Below are 17,772 nucleotides of genomic sequence, written 5' to 3'. Positions count from 1 at the left end.
TTGGGTTTTAGGGTTTTGGAGTAGAAAGTTTTGCAACAAGCAATTAAGTAACTTTCTATACTTAATACTATAACCACTGCCTATGACGAAATCGTGGGTGAATAATGTTTCTTTGCAGAAGGAACTGTGACGAAAGTGTGAAGGTCACTATCTTAAAGCATATTTTTCAATGGCTTGCGCAACACCGTTATCATCATTGCTGGCTGTTACAAAATCGGCATGTTGTTTAGCGAGTTCGCTGCCGTTAGCCATGGCGACGGCAGTCCCGGCAAAAGCAAACATTGGTAAATCATTTCTCTCGTCACCAAGCGCCATTATCTCAGCTGGCTTAATTTGCAATCGCGTCGCCAAATCTTCGAGAGCTTGACCTTTATTGACCCCAGTGGCCATCACCTCTAAGAAATTAGCAGCAGCACGAACGACATAAAGACGTTGCCCGAATTTTTCAGTTACGACGGGTTCAATCTGGTTTAATAATGCTGCTGGGCCGACAAAAAGGCCTTTGGCAATTTCAAAGTTTTCCGGCAATTCATCTGGTCTACGAACCAAAATACCAGCATGGTTTTCCCAAGCTTGAACGACTGTAATTGGATCAATATCACGATCAGCGGTATAAATAGTACTGTCTGGTGCCAAAACATTAAATGGTATTTGTCGTTGCTGCCCAAAAGCTGTCAGTTCGCGGTAGTCTCGGTTAGTAATCACATGGCGGACGATAATTTTACCAGTCAAGCTTTCGGTTACGGCACCATTATAGGTGATGACGTATTGGTCAGCACCAGCTAACTGCAACGCTGCCAAATAATGTTGCAAACCAGCTAAAGGTCGCCCTGAACAAAGGACTACTTTAATGCCTTGAGCCGTTGCTTGTTGAATCGCCTGTTGCGTGGTGGGCGAAATTTCACCATGAGAATTTAATAAGGTGTCATCGACATCGATGGCAATTAAACGAATAGTCATTTTTACCTCCATAGGATTCTGAATTAATTAGTGACGTCACTGCTTACAGGTAACTTAACATGATTTTGGCAACAAAGCGGGACATTTCTGCAACTAAAGACGACTCTTTCTAACTTTTTACCAGTAGAGAAATAAAATATGCTATGCTAAATCTATCGAGCTACTGAATTTGAGGTGAAATAATGACAATTACACATGAAACAGTCCAATTGCTGCCCCGTTTACCATTTAAATATTATGAACATGACCCGCTAACTTCAATTAATGTTGCGCCACATTGGCATGAAGGCATTGAATTAAACTATTTACTGGCTGGTGACGAGTTGCATTTTGTGACTGATGGTCAAACAACCCTCTATCATCCTGGTGATCTTTGGGCCGTTAATCGGCGAGTCGTGCACAGCGCTACTGGCAGCGATACGGCTGACTGGCAAGAATTTGGGATTATTATTGATGATGATTTTCTTCAAAAGCAATTGCCAGCCAGCAGTAATTGGCAAGTCACCTTGGCCGGCGAACATTCGGCTATTGATGCCCCAGCTGCCTATCAAGAAATTCGTCAGCAATTATTAGCAATTCGAACCTTGATTCAGCAAGGACTATCTGATCAACGCCGCTTATTGATCATGAGTCATTTATTCCGAATCTTCGTCGCCCTTGATGAATCTTACACAGTGCCAATCAACACGCAAAAAATCAACCCTAATGCTAATTTGACGGATTCAGTAATGACCTATATCAACCAAAATTTTGCAGAAGAGTTGACTGGTCGTAATTTAGCCAGGCAATTCCACGTGTCACTAACCACCTTGAATCAACAATTCAATAAAAACTTACAAATGTCGATTAGCCATTATATTCGGCTTGTGCGGCTAATGAACGCCCGCCGCTTACTACTCGAGACTAATCAAAAAGTCACTTTTATTGCTAGTAGCAGTGGCTTTGCCAACGATAAAACGTTAAATCGCAATTTTAAGGCTTGGAAGGGACTCACGCCTGGTGAATATCGTCAAGCTTATGCCCGTTACCACCAAAAATAAGCCTGTTAGCTTTCAAAAATGTCGTTTTTATCCAAATTAAACATGCTAATCTACTCCTTGAATCAAATCAATTTTGATTTAAGGAGGTTTTTTTATCATGTTACCGCCAACCAAGTCGACTAAAAGGGCCAGCCTCATTTTAACAACTGTTCTGAGTCTGTCGCTGGTCAGTGGTGTGGCTAGTTTAATCACCGGAATCATTCCCCAATTACGGCAAGCTTTTCCGCAAGTACCTACTATTTGGATTGAGTGGTTGGTGACGATTGCTAATCTTAGCGCGCTGTTGACGCTACTTTTAAATCCTAAACTGACCCGCCGTTTTGGCAATCGCGCGGTGATTATCAGTGGTCTATTATTAAGTGCTTTCGCCGGCAGTTGGCCTTTTCTTCAGCAAGGCTTTGGGAGCATCATGCTAAGTCGCATCATTTTAGGGTTAGGCATTGGCCTATTCTCACCACATGCCATTAGTTTGATTGCCCAGCTCTACCATGGTGATTTTCAGGCGCGGCTGCTCGGCTATCAAACTGGTTTGACTGCGCTCGGCAATGCGGCATTTCTCTTGACTGCCAGTTGGTTAGTGGCCCAGAACTGGCGACGGATTTTCTTATTGTATCTCATCCTGATTGTCAATGCTTTACTAGCCATTTACTGGTTACCAGCAGTTACGACTCCCAGCAAAAAATCGTCTGTAACAATTACACCAACACCTTTACCGCGTGAAAAATGGCAGTTGTTAGGCTTGACCTTCCTGACCTATTTGTTGTTGTGGGGCGTACAATTAAAACTGCCTAATTATTTTGCAGCTCGTCATTGGGGTAATCCCAAATTTATTAACTTAACTTTAGCGTTGATGAATCTAGGTGGTTTAGTTGCCGGTCTCACGTTTGGGCGCGTTCATCGCCGTTTGCAGCGCCGCACGTTAACTGTTGGGTATGCTGGTGCTGGTCTCACTGTACTTGGCCTTTTACTGGCACCCAATGCCTTCAGCGGCTTGATCATGGCAATAAGTTTCAATTACATTTATTCTTATACGGGCCCTTATCTAGTCTTTCACAGTCAAACGGGCCTTGATCCACAACAAATTCAGCAAATGAGCAGTTGGCTGACCATCACCACAATTATTAGTGCTTTCTTCGCACCACCACTTTGGCAGCTATTAGGCCAGTTTGGTTGGGGCCAACCAACTGAAAATACCCTCGGCTGGGTTAGTGCTTGTTTATTACTGATTGTGATCAGCACTGGGCCGATTTTAAAAAATAACAATTAAGCAACCAGAAGGGAATTTAATCATGACTCAAACAAATCAAGAAAAAATGCACAATGGCGGACTTTATCAACCAAGTGATCCGGAAATTGCTAAGCAGCAACAACAATGCTTAGAACTTTTATACGACTATAACCAAAGTCGGCCCACAGAAACAACTAAGCGACAAAAACTATTGGCTAAAATGTTCGCCGAAATTGGTCCCGATTGTTATTTAGAACCACCATTTCATGCTAATTTTGGTGGCTATCATGTTCACTTTGGCGACCATGTTTATGCAAATTTCAATTTAACCCTAGTTGATGATACCCATATTTATGTTGGTTCACGGACGATGTTTGGCCCTAACGTCACAATTGCCACTGCTGGGCATCCCATCTTGCCGGAATTACGGCGGCAGGACTATCAATACAATATGCCCGTCCACATTGGTAACAATTGCTGGTTCGGCGCTGGTGTGATCGTGCTTCCCGGAATCACAATTGGCAATAATGTTGTGATTGGCGCTGGGAGTATTGTCACTAAGGATTTGCCTGATAATGTTGTGGCTGTGGGTAATCCTTGTCACATTCTACGGCCGGTCAATGAGCACGATCGCGAGTATTATTTCAAAAACCGCAAAATCGACTGGGATAATTTGTAATTAACCTGATTAAGACAAATATTTAGCGCAGACTAAATTTAAAATTTCGAGCAAGCATTATTGAAAAAGACCAGCATTTTTATTTAAATCTCCCAAGCGCACTGGCATAATGTAAGTAACACTGACAAAGAAGGGCGCTTATGGCAACTTATTTATTTCCAATTAAAACAGCAATTTTGACTTTTCCATTTTTAGCATTGCTCATTGCACTGCCTTTTTTAATCTGGCAATATCGGCGTTATGGTGGACTTAGCACTTGGCGAGGCATCACCATTTACTCCTTTGTTTTCTATTTACTTTGTGCCTATTTCTTGATCATCCTCCCCTTGCCGAAAATCGCCGACGTTGCAAAACTGACGACGCAACGTTATAACTTAGTGCCATTCACTGCCTGGCGCGAGTTCTGGCTAACGACTGTTTTTAAACCACGCGACCCTGGTACTTGGTCTAGGGCCATTCGCCAACCCGGTTTTATTCAACCAGTTTTTAACGTGGTTCTGACGATTCCCTTCGGCGTATATCTACGTTATTATTTCAAACAATCATTTCCTAAAATTATATTATGGGGATTTGGTCTCAGTTTATTTTTCGAATTAACGCAGCTCTCTGGCCTGTATGGTATTTACCCACGTCCTTATCGACTTTTTGATGTAGACGACCTCATCCTAAATACCACCGGTGCACTAATTGGTGCCGTTATAACGCCGCTACTGGTTATGGCCTTCCCCTCGCGCGAAGAGATGGACGCCAAAAGCATTGCCAAAGGACGACGCGTCACTTTCACCAGACGATTAGTCGCGTGGTTAATTGATTTCGTGATTTGTCAGCCACTGATTTCTGGCTTGTTTGCTGGTTTATTCGCACTTCTGGGCTGGCAGTGGGCTAGCAAAAATCATATTTTACTTTATAGCCTGAGCTGCCTCTTGATTTTCTTAGTTGTGCCAGCTTGGAAGCATGGTGAAACGCTAGGCAAAAAAATCGTCAAAATTGAAATTGTCGCCGCTGATCAACAGCCAGTTAAATTCGGTTGGCTGTTACTCCGACAGCTACTACTTTATGGCATTGCCATTCCTAGCTTCGTTGAAACTAATTATTTGATCGTCCAAATTTTCAGTAAAATGCACCAAAGTCAAGCTAATTTGCTGCTACTTGGCGTCAGTGGCCTGATTTCAGTTTTCATCGGTATTAATTTTGTTTGGGGGTTATTTTTCCGGCAAGGTCGCTTCTTTTATGACGACTGGGCCAAAACCATGCAAATTAGTTTAACCCAACCAGCTACAACTGAAACCACTTCAGCCGCGGAAAAGTCTGAGTCCTCAGCTGATTAAGCAAAAAAATAGCTTGTGTCATCATTCTTAATTTGTAAAGTGATGATGACACAAGCTTTTATATTTATTTCAATTACAGTCGTGCTGTGTACAGCTTGTCGCCACAATGGAATAACCGCTATGCTACCAATAAAAAGCAACCAATTCTTAAACAGCGAATACCATTTTTAATTCATTTCAAGTACTGCTAACGCCGCTTGCGGTACCGCTTCTTTTGGCATAATTTTGTAATTAGAGACATAAGCGCCCTTAGACTTCAGCTTCATGAAATAATTACGCCGAAATTTCTTTAAGCCATCAAATTCAATTGTTCGTGCTTGCCCTTTTTCATCAGCCGCCAATTGTTTGTAATGAGCTGTTCCATAGCCATTCACAGTTTCTGGATCGGTTGTTTTAATATACACTACTTTTTCTGGCACCAGTGGATTGAAGCGGTCAACGACACCGGCCAGTTCGCCCGAACTGTTCCGCGTAGCCAAAGCCAACCCGCCGGCCATGACCCCAACTACTAAAATTAATCCCAAAACCACTTTAATGAATCGTTTCATCACTTAACGCTCCCTTATTTATCGTTAAGTCCATTATAAAAAATATTAACTTGTTCGCCGTCCGTCCCACGTTTGATTTCAAAATCAGACTAACGACGGCTTTTTTATTCGCCAATACCCTGATTGGTTGAACCAACTTAAATAGATTAGTAAAAAATGCGCCACTCAGTAGCAAGTGCGTTACAATAGTGGTGGTTAAAATAAAAGTTAGGAGGACTAAACATGTTAGCAACTACCAAACATTCACAACAAAAAAATCAGCCTCAGGATTTTCAACAATTGGCTCACCGGATTATGATTCTGATCAATACCTTTTTACAACCGGGCGAATTTCATGATCCCTATAATTTCCGCGTTAAACGTTACACGCTGGTTTATAATACTGCCAACCAGCAACTTGACTTAAAAGCAGCCTGGCAAATCGCTGCCGATGAACAAAGGCTAACAACATTGCACGACTTGTTTCAGGGCCACGTCACAACTGATCTTCACGAAACTGAAATTCTCCAGCTATTACAAGCTAAATTAATGCCGCAATTACAAGCCTTACAATAGCTTTTGCTGAATCATTACGCTTTAATGGAAAATCTTCGAATTTTAGCAATCCGCAATTTGATTACTTTCCATTAATCAGCAGTGAAGCAGCTATCACTAAAACAGCGTGTGACAAAAGGTGATCAGCCGGTGATTATTAACGTAAAATGCCGAACAATTCTACGATAGAATTGCTCGGCATTGGCGTTAAGCAGAACCGGTTGCCATTTGAGAACACGTGTCAGCAACGAAAGTTCATATTATTTTTTTGGAGAATAGACTTATGTCTCAGACTCATTTTCGACTGTGACATTGATCTTTTTTAGCAGTATAAAACAAACTATCGGGGGAATAGTTGGTCACTAGTTATAGGGAGTTGTTAACAATTATGAACGCCATCAGTTTTCATTTGTTCTTTCAATTCAGCAGTTGTTGGTGCTTGGTAGTGAGAGATTGTCACTGCACCATCAAGAATACCGCTGTTGTCGCTGAGCGTCATAAAGCCATTTTTATAATCTAAATTCAAGCCAGCGCCTAAATAAGTTAGTTCTGGTTCACCAGTAAATAACTGCCAGTTTAAATTATTGGTCACTGGCACTTGGAAATCAGGGTCGGCTTGATCCACAATTACCAATTGGAATTTACTCCCAATTGTACAAGACCCGCCCATATTTGAGAACTTATTGGAACCATCGTCTAGCGCCAGTAAAACCAAATCATCTGCTTTTACTTTTGCATCAAGATATGTTTGCGCGCCTGCTTTAATTTTTAATTCCATCAGATCACCTCATTTGAATTTCGAAAGTCCAATAATTTAAATTGTGCACAACTTTTACAACTACTATCATAGCGATTTTTCGATTGAAATGCAAAACAAATGCTTGCACCTAACGCATTCATATGCTGGTCAACTGTAATTCTCAGCGACCACGTCCTCCTTTCAAAAAATAAAAAAGTCCAGTCAAAACCTGTTCTGTTTATCAATGCCAGCAACAGTGCTTCTTCTTGGAAAGAACCCCGCGATTAAACATGCCAAGAATCAATTTGTTGGCTTGCTTTAGCGGCTGTTAATTGGCCGTGATCAACTTCTACCAGGATTTCATCCAGATCATGCAGGAAAATAATCACTGCTGTACTATCAGTCACCAAACTAACTACCGTACTAAACTTACGCAAATCCTGATAACTTTCTAATTTATCCATCGCCGTCTCAGGATGATCAGCCTTATCTTGAATAACCCGCTTACCAATCCGAAAGCTAACCTTTAAAACTTGCTCTTCCTGCTTTCTGTTCTGTCGGTGAGCATTATACATTGGCAAGAATAATGCCACAATGACTGCCAGCAATTCCGAAATACCGGCAACCCACTCTGCTAAAGTCCCAATTTCCATTAGAAGTCCCCCCTTTTATCTCGGCTTTATCATAGCGCAGCTGTAATCGCAGGCATACTATCCTGATTGTTATTAAAATCACAGTAATGTTTACTTGCTTCGCCTTTACACTTACTTTATATTAGTGATGTAAAGTGATTAAGGCTTGTTTGGCTATTAAAACTACCAGCAAACGTCAAAACTTTAGGCAATTTTAAAAGATTTTTACAGAGATGTGTTCGGAGTGATCAATCCTTGGGTAACTACAGGTCGCTTCACACCGTTTATCTACTTAAGGAGGAATTTTCGTGGTAAAAGTAACTATTATCGGGGCTCATGGCCAAATCGCCCGCTTAGCTTTGAAAGATTTATTGGCTGATGATCAAGTCCAATTAACCCTGTTTCTTCGCCAAGCATCACGTTTAGCCAACATTGAAACTGGCAATGCGACAATTATTGATGGCGACGCCGCTAATGCTAGTGATTTAACTAAAGCAATTGCTGGTCAAGATATCGTTTATGCCAATTTGGCCGGCGGTAATATCGAAGCACAGGCCAAGCAGGTTGTCGCTGCTATGGATCAGGCTGGTGTTAAGCGCCTGATTTGGATCTCTACTTTAGGTATTTACGATGAGGTCCCTGGTGCTTTCGGTAAATGGAATCATCAAATGCTCGATGACGGCTATTTGCCAACTTATGCCGCTGCCGCCAAATTTATTGAGGATTCTGACCTTGATTACACCATCATTCGGCCAGCTTGGCTTGATAATAAGGCCGAAACTGATTACGAATTAACGCAAAAAGGCGAAGCATTCAAGGGTACTGAAGTTTCTCGTCAAAGTGTTGCAGCTTATGTGCAGCATCTAATCGACCATCCACAAGAACAAATTCGGCATTCAGTGGGTATTAATAAGCCTAATACTGATGGCGACAAACCGGCTTGGTATTAGATTTTAAAAGAAGCAATTGGCAACATTAATTAGAGAAGCAGATTGAAGTAAGCTAATAAGCCTGTTTGACAAGCTTTCTGGATAAAACCAGGAAATTATCAAACAGGCCTTTTTGGGTACTACTGTTCAATTGTGACAACAATTCGAATTAAGATAATTATCCACTGAAATTGACTTAAGTACTAACAAAATTGAAGTGCTCCACCTCAACTCCAGACGGAAGGGAGGGTGTGGTTGTCAGCCGCCAAATTTGTCTTGCCGCTTTAGCGGTTAGACAAAGGCTCGTATTTGAGATTGTTGCGTAGCAATAAGCTCAAATCAATGCCGGCCGCGTTCCACAACCCGCAAGCCCGCAATGCAGTCAAGACCAGCTCTGTTTCAAAACCTTCACTCAAGTTTACATTCTTAATTCAATCTGGTTCCAACTGTCAATCAATTGAGTAGCTTGCATCCATAATTTTTTTATGCTAGAATCACATCAACGAAATTAAAAAAGTGAGGGATCTTTCTGTTGAGAATCTAACTTATTCCACAACCTACAGTCGAATTTTTTAAACCCAGGATAACTGGGCTTTCGCTGTGCGTTTTTGGAATGGTTACTGACTCAATGGGGCGGTCTCTTTTTTGTGGCCAATTTTGAGTTTTTTCCTAAAGACGCACCGATCTTTATGAGGTGATAAATTTATGTCGAAAATAGAAATTAAGAATCTAACCTTTGGCTACGATCAACAGGAGCAACCCTTATTTGACCATGCCAATCTCAATCTAGAATCCACGTGGAAATTAGGTTTAATTGGCCGCAACGGCCGCGGTAAAACCACGTTGCTTAAATTACTGCAGGGACAATTGCCCTACACTGGTGAAATCAATCAACAATTAGCGTTTGTTTATTTTCCACAGACAGTGCCTGATCCAAGCGCCACAACTTATGATGTAATTGACGCCTTAAGTCCCAACGAACTCTGGCAGGTTCAACGAGAAATGAATCTATTGAAATTAAGTGACGATATTTTGTGGCGGCCCTTCCAAGAATTATCAGGTGGCGAGCAGACGAAGGTGTTATTAGCGCTCTTATTCAGTGATGAGGATCATTACCCGTTGTTAGACGAACCCACCAATCATTTGGACATGACTGGTCGTCAACAAGTCGCCGAATATTTACAAGCTAAGCAACAAGGCTTTATCGTGGTTAGTCATGACCGGCATTTTATTGATCAAACAACTGACCATATTCTTGCAATTGAAAAGAATCAGTTGGAGTTACAGCAAGGCAACTATGCCAGCTATCAACAGCAGAAGAACCGTCAAGACAACTATGAACAACAGCAAAACACCAAACTGAAAAAAGATATTTCGCGTTTACAAACGACTGCTCGTGAGAAAGCAACTTGGTCATTCTCACGTGAAAAAGACAAATATGGTGACCCCCGCATCAAAGGCAGCGGTGCAATTGGTGATACAGGCCGGATTGGTGCCCGTGCAGCACGAGTGATGCAAAAAGCTAAAAATTTAAATCGCCGAATGGAAAATGAAATTTCTAGTAAGCAAGACCTGTTGAAAAACATTGAAACCGTTGATCCTTTAGGCATTAATTTTCAGCCCACTTTTCATAAGCAATTGATTACGGCCAAGAACTTCCAACTAAGTTATCAAGACCAACCATTATTTGCCCCACTGACTTGGCAGCTAAACCAGGATGAATGCTTAGCCTTGGTAGGCGCTAATGGGACTGGTAAAACTTCGTTGATCAAAGCGTTGCTTGGTCAGTTTACTGGTGAGACTGTAGGTGAGCTCGAATTACCCCGAAATAGCCAAATCAGCTACCTCCGTCAAAACTACGAAGATAATCATGGGTCCTTAACTGACTTTGCTGAAGAAAATCAATTAGATTTAGAACTATTTCTGAATAACCTCCACAAATTAGGCATGCCCCGCGAAGTCTTTCGCAGTAAAATCGAATCCATGAGTATGGGTCAACGCAAGAAAGTCGAACTTGCTAAATCGTTGGCTACTCCCGCCGAATTATATTTGTGGGATGAGCCCCTGAACTATCTAGACTTGTATAATCAAGACCAGTTGGTGACTTTACTAAAAGAGCAAAGGCCAACGATGATTTTGATTGAGCACGATCAAGATTTCATTCAAGCCGTTGCCCAGCAAACAGTTACGCTACACGCTGAAAAGCAATAGCAATGCAGTTAAAACAGAACTAGTTCTGACTCCATTGCTATTGCTGGTTGTGGAACGCTGCCGGCATCGATTTGAACCAATTGAAAACCACAATTGTTTCAAATACGAGCCTTCTTCTAAGCAATAAATTGCTAAGAAGAATTTGGCGGCTGACAACCACGCCCTTCATTTCGTCTGGAGTTGAGGTGGTACACTTCATCTTTGCTATAGGTTAAGACAATTGTAGTGGGACTGCTCAACTCGATTCAAATTACTGTCACAACTAAATAGTAGTATTGAAAAAGGCTGTCTGGCGGCTTCTGGTTCAATTTTAGAAAGCTTGTCAGGCAGGCTTCTTAATTTACGCCAATCAACTTTTTTAAGAGTGTGCGCAATTCTGTTAATTTATCCAGGTGGTTGCTGGGCGATTGACAATTATCCTTACTAGTATTGCTTTGATATCAACCAAATCTAAAGTGAGCTAAACTAACTCAAAACGTAGTGGAGGCCGCCGGAGTGTCAGTCGCGAAATTATCCTTAGCGCTTTAGCGCTTAGGATAAGGCTTGTATTGAAGATTTTTTGTAGAAAAAGCTTCAATCAACGCCCGCCACGTTCCACACTCCGCCGGCCGCAACGGAGTTGTCCGCCATTCCGCTTAAACCCAATTTGGATTGAATCGCCCAGCAACTATCTTCCTAACCTGGGAAGGTCTGGTACTGTTCCATTACCTGTACTACTAAATATTTTTTGTAATCGAATTCATTAATTGTGATTTCTTTTCAGAAATAGTGATTAATTATTGATGTTATCTATCTTTTAGCGACTGAACAAGCCCGGATGAATTTCAGCATCATTACTGTAATAGCAGCATTTATTAGCATTTTTGTTTCTTTACATCCGTTTTCATTAGAACTAAGATGAAATTGTAAAGAGTTCCATAATAATGAAAAAGAGATGCTTATTTATGGTAACAGCTGCTATAACAGAAGAAGAAAAAAAGAATGAAGAAATTGCCTCATCAATTAATGATTTAGTTAGTAACGCAGTCGTTGCTTTTAAGGCTTATCAAAACTACAGTCAGGAACAAGTCGACAATATTTGTGCGGCTTTAGTGCGAACTGCGACAACTCATGCCAAGGAATTGGCGGTGTTGGCCTACAAGGAAACTGGTCGTGGCAACGCCGAAGATAAAACCATCAAAAACATTTATGCTAGTCAATATATTTGGAATAAAATTAAAAACGATCAAACTGTCGGTGTGATTGACCACGAACCACAAAACGGTCTTGAGAAAATTGCAGAACCTCTAGGCATTATCGCTGGTATCACCCCAGTAACTAATCCCACTTCAACCGTGGTTTTCAAAACACTATTAGCTTTAAAAACGCGGAACGCAATTATTTTCGGCTTGCATCCCCAAGCGCAGGAATGTGGCAGTGCCACTTGTCGGTTGCTGGCTGATGCCGCCGTCAAAGCTGGCGCACCAAAGAATTTGATTCAATGGGTCAAACAGCCAAGTATTGAGGCCACCTCGACTTTGATGAATCATCCGCAGGTTAATTTAGTTTTAGCCACTGGTGGTCCGAGCATGGTCAAAGCTGCCTATTCAACTGGTAAACCTGCCATGGGTGTCGGCCCCGGTAATGCACCAGCTTATATTGAAAAAACAGCCAATGTTGAAAATACGGTTGCCGATATTATGATGTCGAAGACTTTCGATAACGGCATGATTTGTGCTTCTGAGAATAGCATCGTCGTCGACCGTGACATTCTCGATGATGTGAAAGCTGAGTTCGAAAAGCAAGGCGCCTACTTCGTCAAACCAGCCGATGTTGAGAAGTTGACCAATACTGTGATCGACCCTAACCGTCACACTGTTCGCGGCCCAATTGCTGGTCAATCCGCTTTGAAAATTGCTGAAATTGCCGACATTAGAGTGCCTGCTAACACCAAATTATTGATTGCTGAAATTAATGGCATCGGCGTTAACTTCCCACTTTCTGGTGAGAAATTATCACCAGTCTTGTCGATGTACGTCGCCAATAATCAGCAAGCTGCCTTCAGCATTTGCTTAGGCTTGTTGAACTACGGTGGTCTTGGTCATACGGCGGTTATTCATTCAACGGATGATCAAGTCATTGAGCATTTCGGTGAAACGATGCCTGCCTGCCGGATTCTAGTGAACACCCCAGGTTCCCTTGGTGGGATTGGCGGTTTATTCAACAAATTGACACCATCATTAACCTTAGGTACAGGTTCTTATGGCAAAAATTCAATTTCCCATAATTTAACCGATCTGGATTTATTGAACATCAAGACCGTTGCCCGCGCTACCCGGCGGCCCCATGAATTAATTGAAGAAATGCGTGAGTTGATTAAATAAAGCATCTTTAATTAAAAAGTACTATCGAGATATAGATGACATTATCTCGGTAGTACTTTTTTGCTAATCAAGAATTGGGGCCGTCGAATAAATCAACTTAGGCTGAATTGTACTGATAATTAAAAGCGTTAAACTCAGAAAGGCGAATATTGACACACAAGCAATTCGTAAATTTGTCGTGTGTCGATATTCGCCTTTTATAAGTTGACGTTTTTTATATCCAGTTATCAACCAGCATTGGCCGGGCATGTTTAGTGCTGGAAACAACCATGCAAAGTTGCTAGCTTGTCCCCAAGTTATGATTGGCAAACATTATTCCGATATTTGTTATTTTGCACGACTTTTTTCTCGATAATAATCGTCATTGAACCCGTCTTCTTTAATCATTGCTGAATTGTAGTGATTTTTCTGACTAATTACCGAATGATTTTCAAGATGCAAAATCAAATTATAGTAGCTTAAATCCGAATAATGATGAGCGACCTCAACAACAGTCACTGGTAACCTTAGTAATAAATCACGAATCATTTTCGCAGTTGGCCGGTCTAAATTAGCCGTGATTTCATCCGCTAGAATAATCTGCTTGCGAGCAATTAAGGCCCGGGCTATTTCTAGCTTGATTTGTTGACCGCCACTAATATTGGCGCCATTGCCAGTGATTTCAAAATTCAAGGGATCAGGTCCCAACTGGGTATCAAGTTTAACTTTTTTAAGCATACTTAGTACTTCAGAATCAGAATAAATTTTACCTAATAAAACATTATCGCGGACGGTCAAATTAAAGATATGCGGCCGTTGCGAAATCAACGCAATCGCATCATGAAAGTCGGCTATTTTCTGGTCGCCTTGCAACAAATAAATCTTGCCAGAATCCGGGATTCGGTTCTGCATCAATAAAGCCAACAGCGTACTTTTGCCAGTACCACTTTCGCCAGTCAGCAGAACTTTATCATTCGCCTTAATTTGAAAATTAACCGCCGTGAATAGCTGCTGGTTGTCGAATTGCTGACTCACATTAGTGACAACTAACTGATCAAACTGCGTCGTTGGTTCCGAGACTGTTCGGCCCAAATCAATCTTTGGCGTCAAAACACGGCCAAACTTGCGGCGAACTTCTTTCGTTTCCAGTAAATCGCCTGTCAAATAAATAAGCTGTTGAAATTGACCCTTCAAGGTATCAGCTGTGCCCAACATTGCGACTAATAAAATAATTGTCAGTGCTGGATTTAAGTGCATTAAATAAATCCCAATCGCAAAAGGCACCACATCAGCAATTCCTTTCAAGGGGCCTGATAATGAAAACATTAAAGCTTGCCGATTGTGTAACAACTGTTCTGAACTTTCAGTGGCCACAAACTTCTTGGTCAAAAATGACATAAAAAATGGCTGTGCTTGGTTATTATTAATTGTACTGCGACCCTTAGCAACATCAATCGCTGCGGCCAGTGAAACTTCACGCTGATTGGAAAAGCCATTGCCTAATGCTGCAATTTGGTGCGCCATGAAATGTTGGGGAATCATCATCAACAGGGCACCAACAGTAAAACAAAGTCCCACCCAAAAATTTTGCATTAATAGATACCCGATTGGAATGACCGCACGTAATATATAGGTCGGTAACGTTAAGATGGGGCCATAAAAGCTTTCTCGAATCATCCGCACATCCTGGGAAACTAGCGAGACAATTTCATCTTCAGTCATTGTGGTTGAATTGAGATAATGTTGCATGCAATCCAACTCTAAAGAAACACAGGCTTCTTTTAAAATACTATTGGTCACAACTTCAGTTAGATATAAACCCAGATAGACAACCAGATAAAGTACCAACCCCTTCGCACAAAAAAGCAGGACATCACCCACTGTGCTTGTCTTCCCCATCTGGCTGGCCCAAGTCGTAATTAAAGCAAAAGTCAACGAAATAAACGAATTGATCACCGTCACAATCGCTAAGTATATAAATTTAGTTTTATGAACCCGGTTAAATAAATCGCTGATACCAATCGTCGGTAGCTCTGGTTGTGTGGTCACTTTGATCAATCCTCGTTTAGTAAAGTAAATTTATTATATAATGCTCAATGGATAATAATTCTGTTTGGTGATAATATGTACCCAATAAAACTTTAAGGGTGATGTTCAGTGCGGGAAATCAATGATTTAGTTCGGGAATTACGTCAAAATCGCAATTTGTCTCAAAAATCTTTGGCTCAAGGGATTTGTTCTCGTGAGGCCCTGACAAAATTTGAGCAACGGGGGACAAATATTTCAGCCAAAAACCTTTTCCTGATTCTCGATAAAATGAATATTAATCTTGAAGAGTTTGAGTTTTTACTGCAAGATGGTGAATTACCCTTTAAACAGAAAATATATCAACAAGGTATTCGCTGTCTTCATGATCGCGCCGCCCATGAAAGGTATTTAGCCCAATTAGCTGAACTGGCTGCTTCAACCAACGATGAATATTATCAGCTATTAGCTACCATTTTCGACGTTAATCAGGTGGGCGCTTTACCAAAATTATCTGATTCAAGCGCAACGAAACACCTCACCAATTATCTCAACAGTATTGATACCTGGGGTCGGTTTGAACTATCGCTGTTTATCAATGCTATGTCGCTTTTTCCAACAGATTATATTTTGAATACTTACAAAATGAACATCTCAAAAATGTACGCTTATACAAAAAATCCTCACTATCAAGATGGGCTATTATCTTTCTTTAACAACGCAGGAATAACTTTAATCAGAAGACATGATTTTGTTGTACTTGCTAAATTGCTGACGGAATACAACTTGTTAACCCAAAATCCGGACTATGCCAGTGATCGGATTATTTACTTGATTTTTAAGAAAGTCGTCGACGCAGAAAACAATTTTCAAGTTTTAATGATTGATGAAGAATTAAAAATATTAAACTACTTAGGATATAAGGAACTCGCCAAATCACTAAATTCAATGTTCACAAATATCTTCAAGTAATTAACGATTTCCCAGTCACTGCCTTCGCTATTGATTGTAGCTGATAAGTTTCATTAAATAGACAAATTGCAGAATACTGCAACTCTAAAAATTCATTCTCCGGAAAGCGGGTGCTTAATTGGCTGAATTAGGTCCAACCATTAGAAAAATTCGCAAAAATCGTCAGTTGTCGCTCAAAGAGGCCGCTGCCGGAATCTTGTCTTAGCAGCCTTTGAACGAGGTGAATATACCATTAGCTTTCAAAGTTTGCTTAAACTACTAGCGCGGTTAAACTTTTCACTGACCGAACTTAGCTCATTGGTGAATTTGCCTAATGCCCAATATCAAACCAGATTGATTCATCTGCAAGAATTAATTAATTCAAATCAGAAAAATCAATTTATTCAAGAATTGAATGATTACCAATCAGAGCATGCAAATGACAATAATATTCAGTATCGGTTAAATCAGATTATGTTCAAAAGCATTGGTGCCCACGAATTAAACCTGCCAGAACCAAGCACCGCCGAGATTAAATTTCTAGTCACTTACTTTTGGCAATGCGAATATTGGAGTCATTATGATTTAACGATTTTTGGTAATACTGCCTATTTACTTGACCCCGAGCTGCGCGTTCAACTGCTGAAAGAAATCATTAAACTAATCGAAATGCAAGTGCTACACGGCATCAACACGCGTGATCCCATTCGCATCGTGATTAACACAATCTTTGACTTTTTTCACAGCGAGAATTATCGACGTGCCGACATCTTGATTCAAATAATTGCGCCAATCATCCCCAACAATTACGTTTTTGAAAAAGGCTATTTATTGGCTGCAAAGGTCATTCTCGTTAATCATGATCGAAACCGGTTTTCCTACGAAGTTCCTGAACCTGAAGAACTACTTAAGTTAATTAAACTCATTGATTCGCAGGGCCTATCAAAAATTATTAATCAGGAATTTAAAGACCAAGGAATTGGCTAGTACGCTATTAAGCGTGCTAAAAATCTTACTGACTTGAAAAACCCCTGACTCTTCTTACGAATTGTCAGGGGTTTTTAATTTACCCACCACAGAATAATCTTGGCAACAAAAAACAGCATCAATTTCTTGACGCTGCCCACTCGACAACCATTTTAAAAATTAATCGGACTCACTTTAACAAAAATCAAACCAAAAATCAGTTTCAATAAACCCCGAATTGTCAAATCAAGTGCAACACTTTCGACCTATTCTTAGTTATTGGTCTAGTTAATCGAAGTCTGGCAGAACTGCCATTGCCGATTGATAGTTGAGAACCTTTCGTGGTCTTTGGTTCAGAGCGTTTTGGATTGCTTGAATCCCTGTTAAGGTCAAGGCTCTCATTGAATGTCCCTTAGGAATGAACTCGCGGATCAGTTGGTTCTGGTTCTCATTAGTACCACGTTCCCATGGTGAATATGGATGGGCAAAGTAGACTGTCGTGCCGGCTACCTTTGATAAATCCGCAAACTCTGAACCGTTGTCAAAAGTAACTGTCTTAAAGTATTCTGGACCATAGTCATCGATAACATCTTGCAGGGCTTGTCGACAAGTGTCGGCGTGATAGTCCGTAATCTTAACGATGATTTCATAACGACTAAC

The 17,772-nt window shown here is 40.9% G+C and carries 16 protein-coding genes; 10 read left to right on the top strand and 6 right to left on the bottom strand.

The features are described from left to right. Positions 1-147: 147 nt before the first annotated feature. Positions 148-960 carry a Cof-type HAD-IIB family hydrolase gene (locus EKM81_RS05020; RefSeq protein ID WP_125649294.1) on the bottom strand — a complete coding sequence of 271 codons (813 nt, stop codon included), beginning with the start codon at positions 958-960 and terminating at the stop codon, positions 148-150. A gap of 182 nt (positions 961-1,142) precedes the next feature. Between EKM81_RS05020 and EKM81_RS05015 the strand changes: the two genes are divergently transcribed. From EKM81_RS05015 to EKM81_RS05000, 4 genes are all read left to right on the top strand, one after another. Continuing rightward, positions 1,143-2,000 carry a helix-turn-helix domain-containing protein gene (locus tag EKM81_RS05015; protein ID WP_125649289.1) on the top strand — a complete coding sequence of 286 codons (858 nt, stop codon included), beginning with the start codon at positions 1,143-1,145 and terminating at the stop codon, positions 1,998-2,000. Between the two features lie 97 nt (positions 2,001-2,097). Beyond that, positions 2,098-3,267 (top strand): MFS transporter, encoded by a 1,170-nt coding sequence (locus tag EKM81_RS05010; RefSeq protein ID WP_125649286.1) that lies wholly within the window; start codon positions 2,098-2,100, stop codon positions 3,265-3,267. Positions 3,268-3,289: 22 nt separating this feature from the next. Beyond that, positions 3,290-3,907 carry a sugar O-acetyltransferase gene (locus EKM81_RS05005; RefSeq protein WP_125649283.1) on the top strand — a complete coding sequence of 206 codons (618 nt, stop codon included), beginning with the start codon at positions 3,290-3,292 and terminating at the stop codon, positions 3,905-3,907. 140 nt (positions 3,908-4,047) lie between these two features. Then, the gene (locus EKM81_RS05000) at positions 4,048-5,235 is read left to right on the top strand and encodes a VanZ family protein (RefSeq protein ID WP_125649280.1); all 1,188 of its coding nucleotides are present in this window, start codon (positions 4,048-4,050) and stop codon (positions 5,233-5,235) included. A gap of 167 nt (positions 5,236-5,402) precedes the next feature. Here EKM81_RS05000 and EKM81_RS04995 read toward each other — a convergent pair whose 3' ends face one another. Further along, entirely contained in the window at positions 5,403-5,783 is a 381-nt protein-coding gene (locus EKM81_RS04995; protein WP_125649277.1) for a YxeA family protein, read from the bottom strand. 222 nt (positions 5,784-6,005) lie between these two features. Between EKM81_RS04995 and EKM81_RS04990 the strand changes: the two genes are divergently transcribed. After that, positions 6,006-6,338 carry a hypothetical protein gene (locus tag EKM81_RS04990; RefSeq protein ID WP_125649274.1) on the top strand — a complete coding sequence of 111 codons (333 nt, stop codon included), beginning with the start codon at positions 6,006-6,008 and terminating at the stop codon, positions 6,336-6,338. 358 nt (positions 6,339-6,696) lie between these two features. On the opposite strand, the gene EKM81_RS04985 is transcribed toward EKM81_RS04990, so the two are convergent. Together EKM81_RS04985 and EKM81_RS04980 are read right to left on the bottom strand one after the other, a co-directional pair. Continuing rightward, positions 6,697-7,095: an iron-sulfur cluster biosynthesis family protein gene (locus EKM81_RS04985; RefSeq protein WP_125649271.1), complete on the bottom strand. Its 399-nt coding sequence runs from the start codon at positions 7,093-7,095 to the stop codon at positions 6,697-6,699. A gap of 245 nt (positions 7,096-7,340) precedes the next feature. Next, the gene (locus EKM81_RS04980; protein WP_125649268.1) at positions 7,341-7,709 is read right to left on the bottom strand and encodes a hypothetical protein; all 369 of its coding nucleotides are present in this window, start codon (positions 7,707-7,709) and stop codon (positions 7,341-7,343) included. 287 nt (positions 7,710-7,996) lie between these two features. On the opposite strand from EKM81_RS04980, the gene EKM81_RS04975 reads away from it, so the two are divergent. From EKM81_RS04975 to EKM81_RS04965, 3 genes are all read left to right on the top strand, one after another. Next, a complete protein-coding gene (locus EKM81_RS04975) occupies positions 7,997-8,638 on the top strand; it encodes an SDR family oxidoreductase (protein ID WP_125649265.1) in 642 nt (213 codons plus the stop codon). A gap of 684 nt (positions 8,639-9,322) precedes the next feature. Beyond that, positions 9,323-10,828: a ribosomal protection-like ABC-F family protein gene (gene abc-f / locus EKM81_RS04970; RefSeq protein WP_125649262.1), complete on the top strand. Its 1,506-nt coding sequence runs from the start codon at positions 9,323-9,325 to the stop codon at positions 10,826-10,828. A 944-nt stretch (positions 10,829-11,772) separates the two neighbouring features. Then, positions 11,773-13,191, top strand: coding sequence for an aldehyde dehydrogenase family protein (locus EKM81_RS04965; RefSeq protein ID WP_125649259.1), 1,419 nt, complete (start codon positions 11,773-11,775; stop codon positions 13,189-13,191). Positions 13,192-13,518: 327 nt separating this feature from the next. Here the strand turns inward: EKM81_RS04965 and EKM81_RS04960 are convergent, their stop codons facing one another. Further along, positions 13,519-15,219: an ATP-binding cassette domain-containing protein gene (locus EKM81_RS04960; protein ID WP_125649256.1), complete on the bottom strand. Its 1,701-nt coding sequence runs from the start codon at positions 15,217-15,219 to the stop codon at positions 13,519-13,521. A 108-nt stretch (positions 15,220-15,327) separates the two neighbouring features. On the opposite strand from EKM81_RS04960, the gene EKM81_RS04955 reads away from it, so the two are divergent. Together EKM81_RS04955 and EKM81_RS04950 are read left to right on the top strand one after the other, a co-directional pair. Continuing rightward, positions 15,328-16,167, top strand: a complete 840-nt coding sequence (locus EKM81_RS04955) for a helix-turn-helix domain-containing protein (protein ID WP_125649253.1) — start codon at positions 15,328-15,330, stop codon at positions 16,165-16,167. 246 nt (positions 16,168-16,413) lie between these two features. Continuing rightward, positions 16,414-17,133: an Rgg family transcriptional regulator gene (locus EKM81_RS04950; protein WP_164509211.1), complete on the top strand. Its 720-nt coding sequence runs from the start codon at positions 16,414-16,416 to the stop codon at positions 17,131-17,133. Between the two features lie 267 nt (positions 17,134-17,400). On the opposite strand, the gene EKM81_RS04945 is transcribed toward EKM81_RS04950, so the two are convergent. Then, positions 17,401-17,772: IS30 family transposase (locus tag EKM81_RS04945; protein ID WP_125649248.1), on the bottom strand; the 372-nt coding region annotated here is incomplete at its 5' end.

The sequence above is a fragment of the Lapidilactobacillus gannanensis genome (assembly GCF_003946675.1).
In the GTDB taxonomy this organism is placed as follows: domain Bacteria; phylum Bacillota; class Bacilli; order Lactobacillales; family Lactobacillaceae; genus Lapidilactobacillus; species Lapidilactobacillus gannanensis.
The sequence above is the reverse complement of the archived record's forward strand: the minus strand, read 5'-3'. Positions and strand labels throughout refer to the sequence as shown.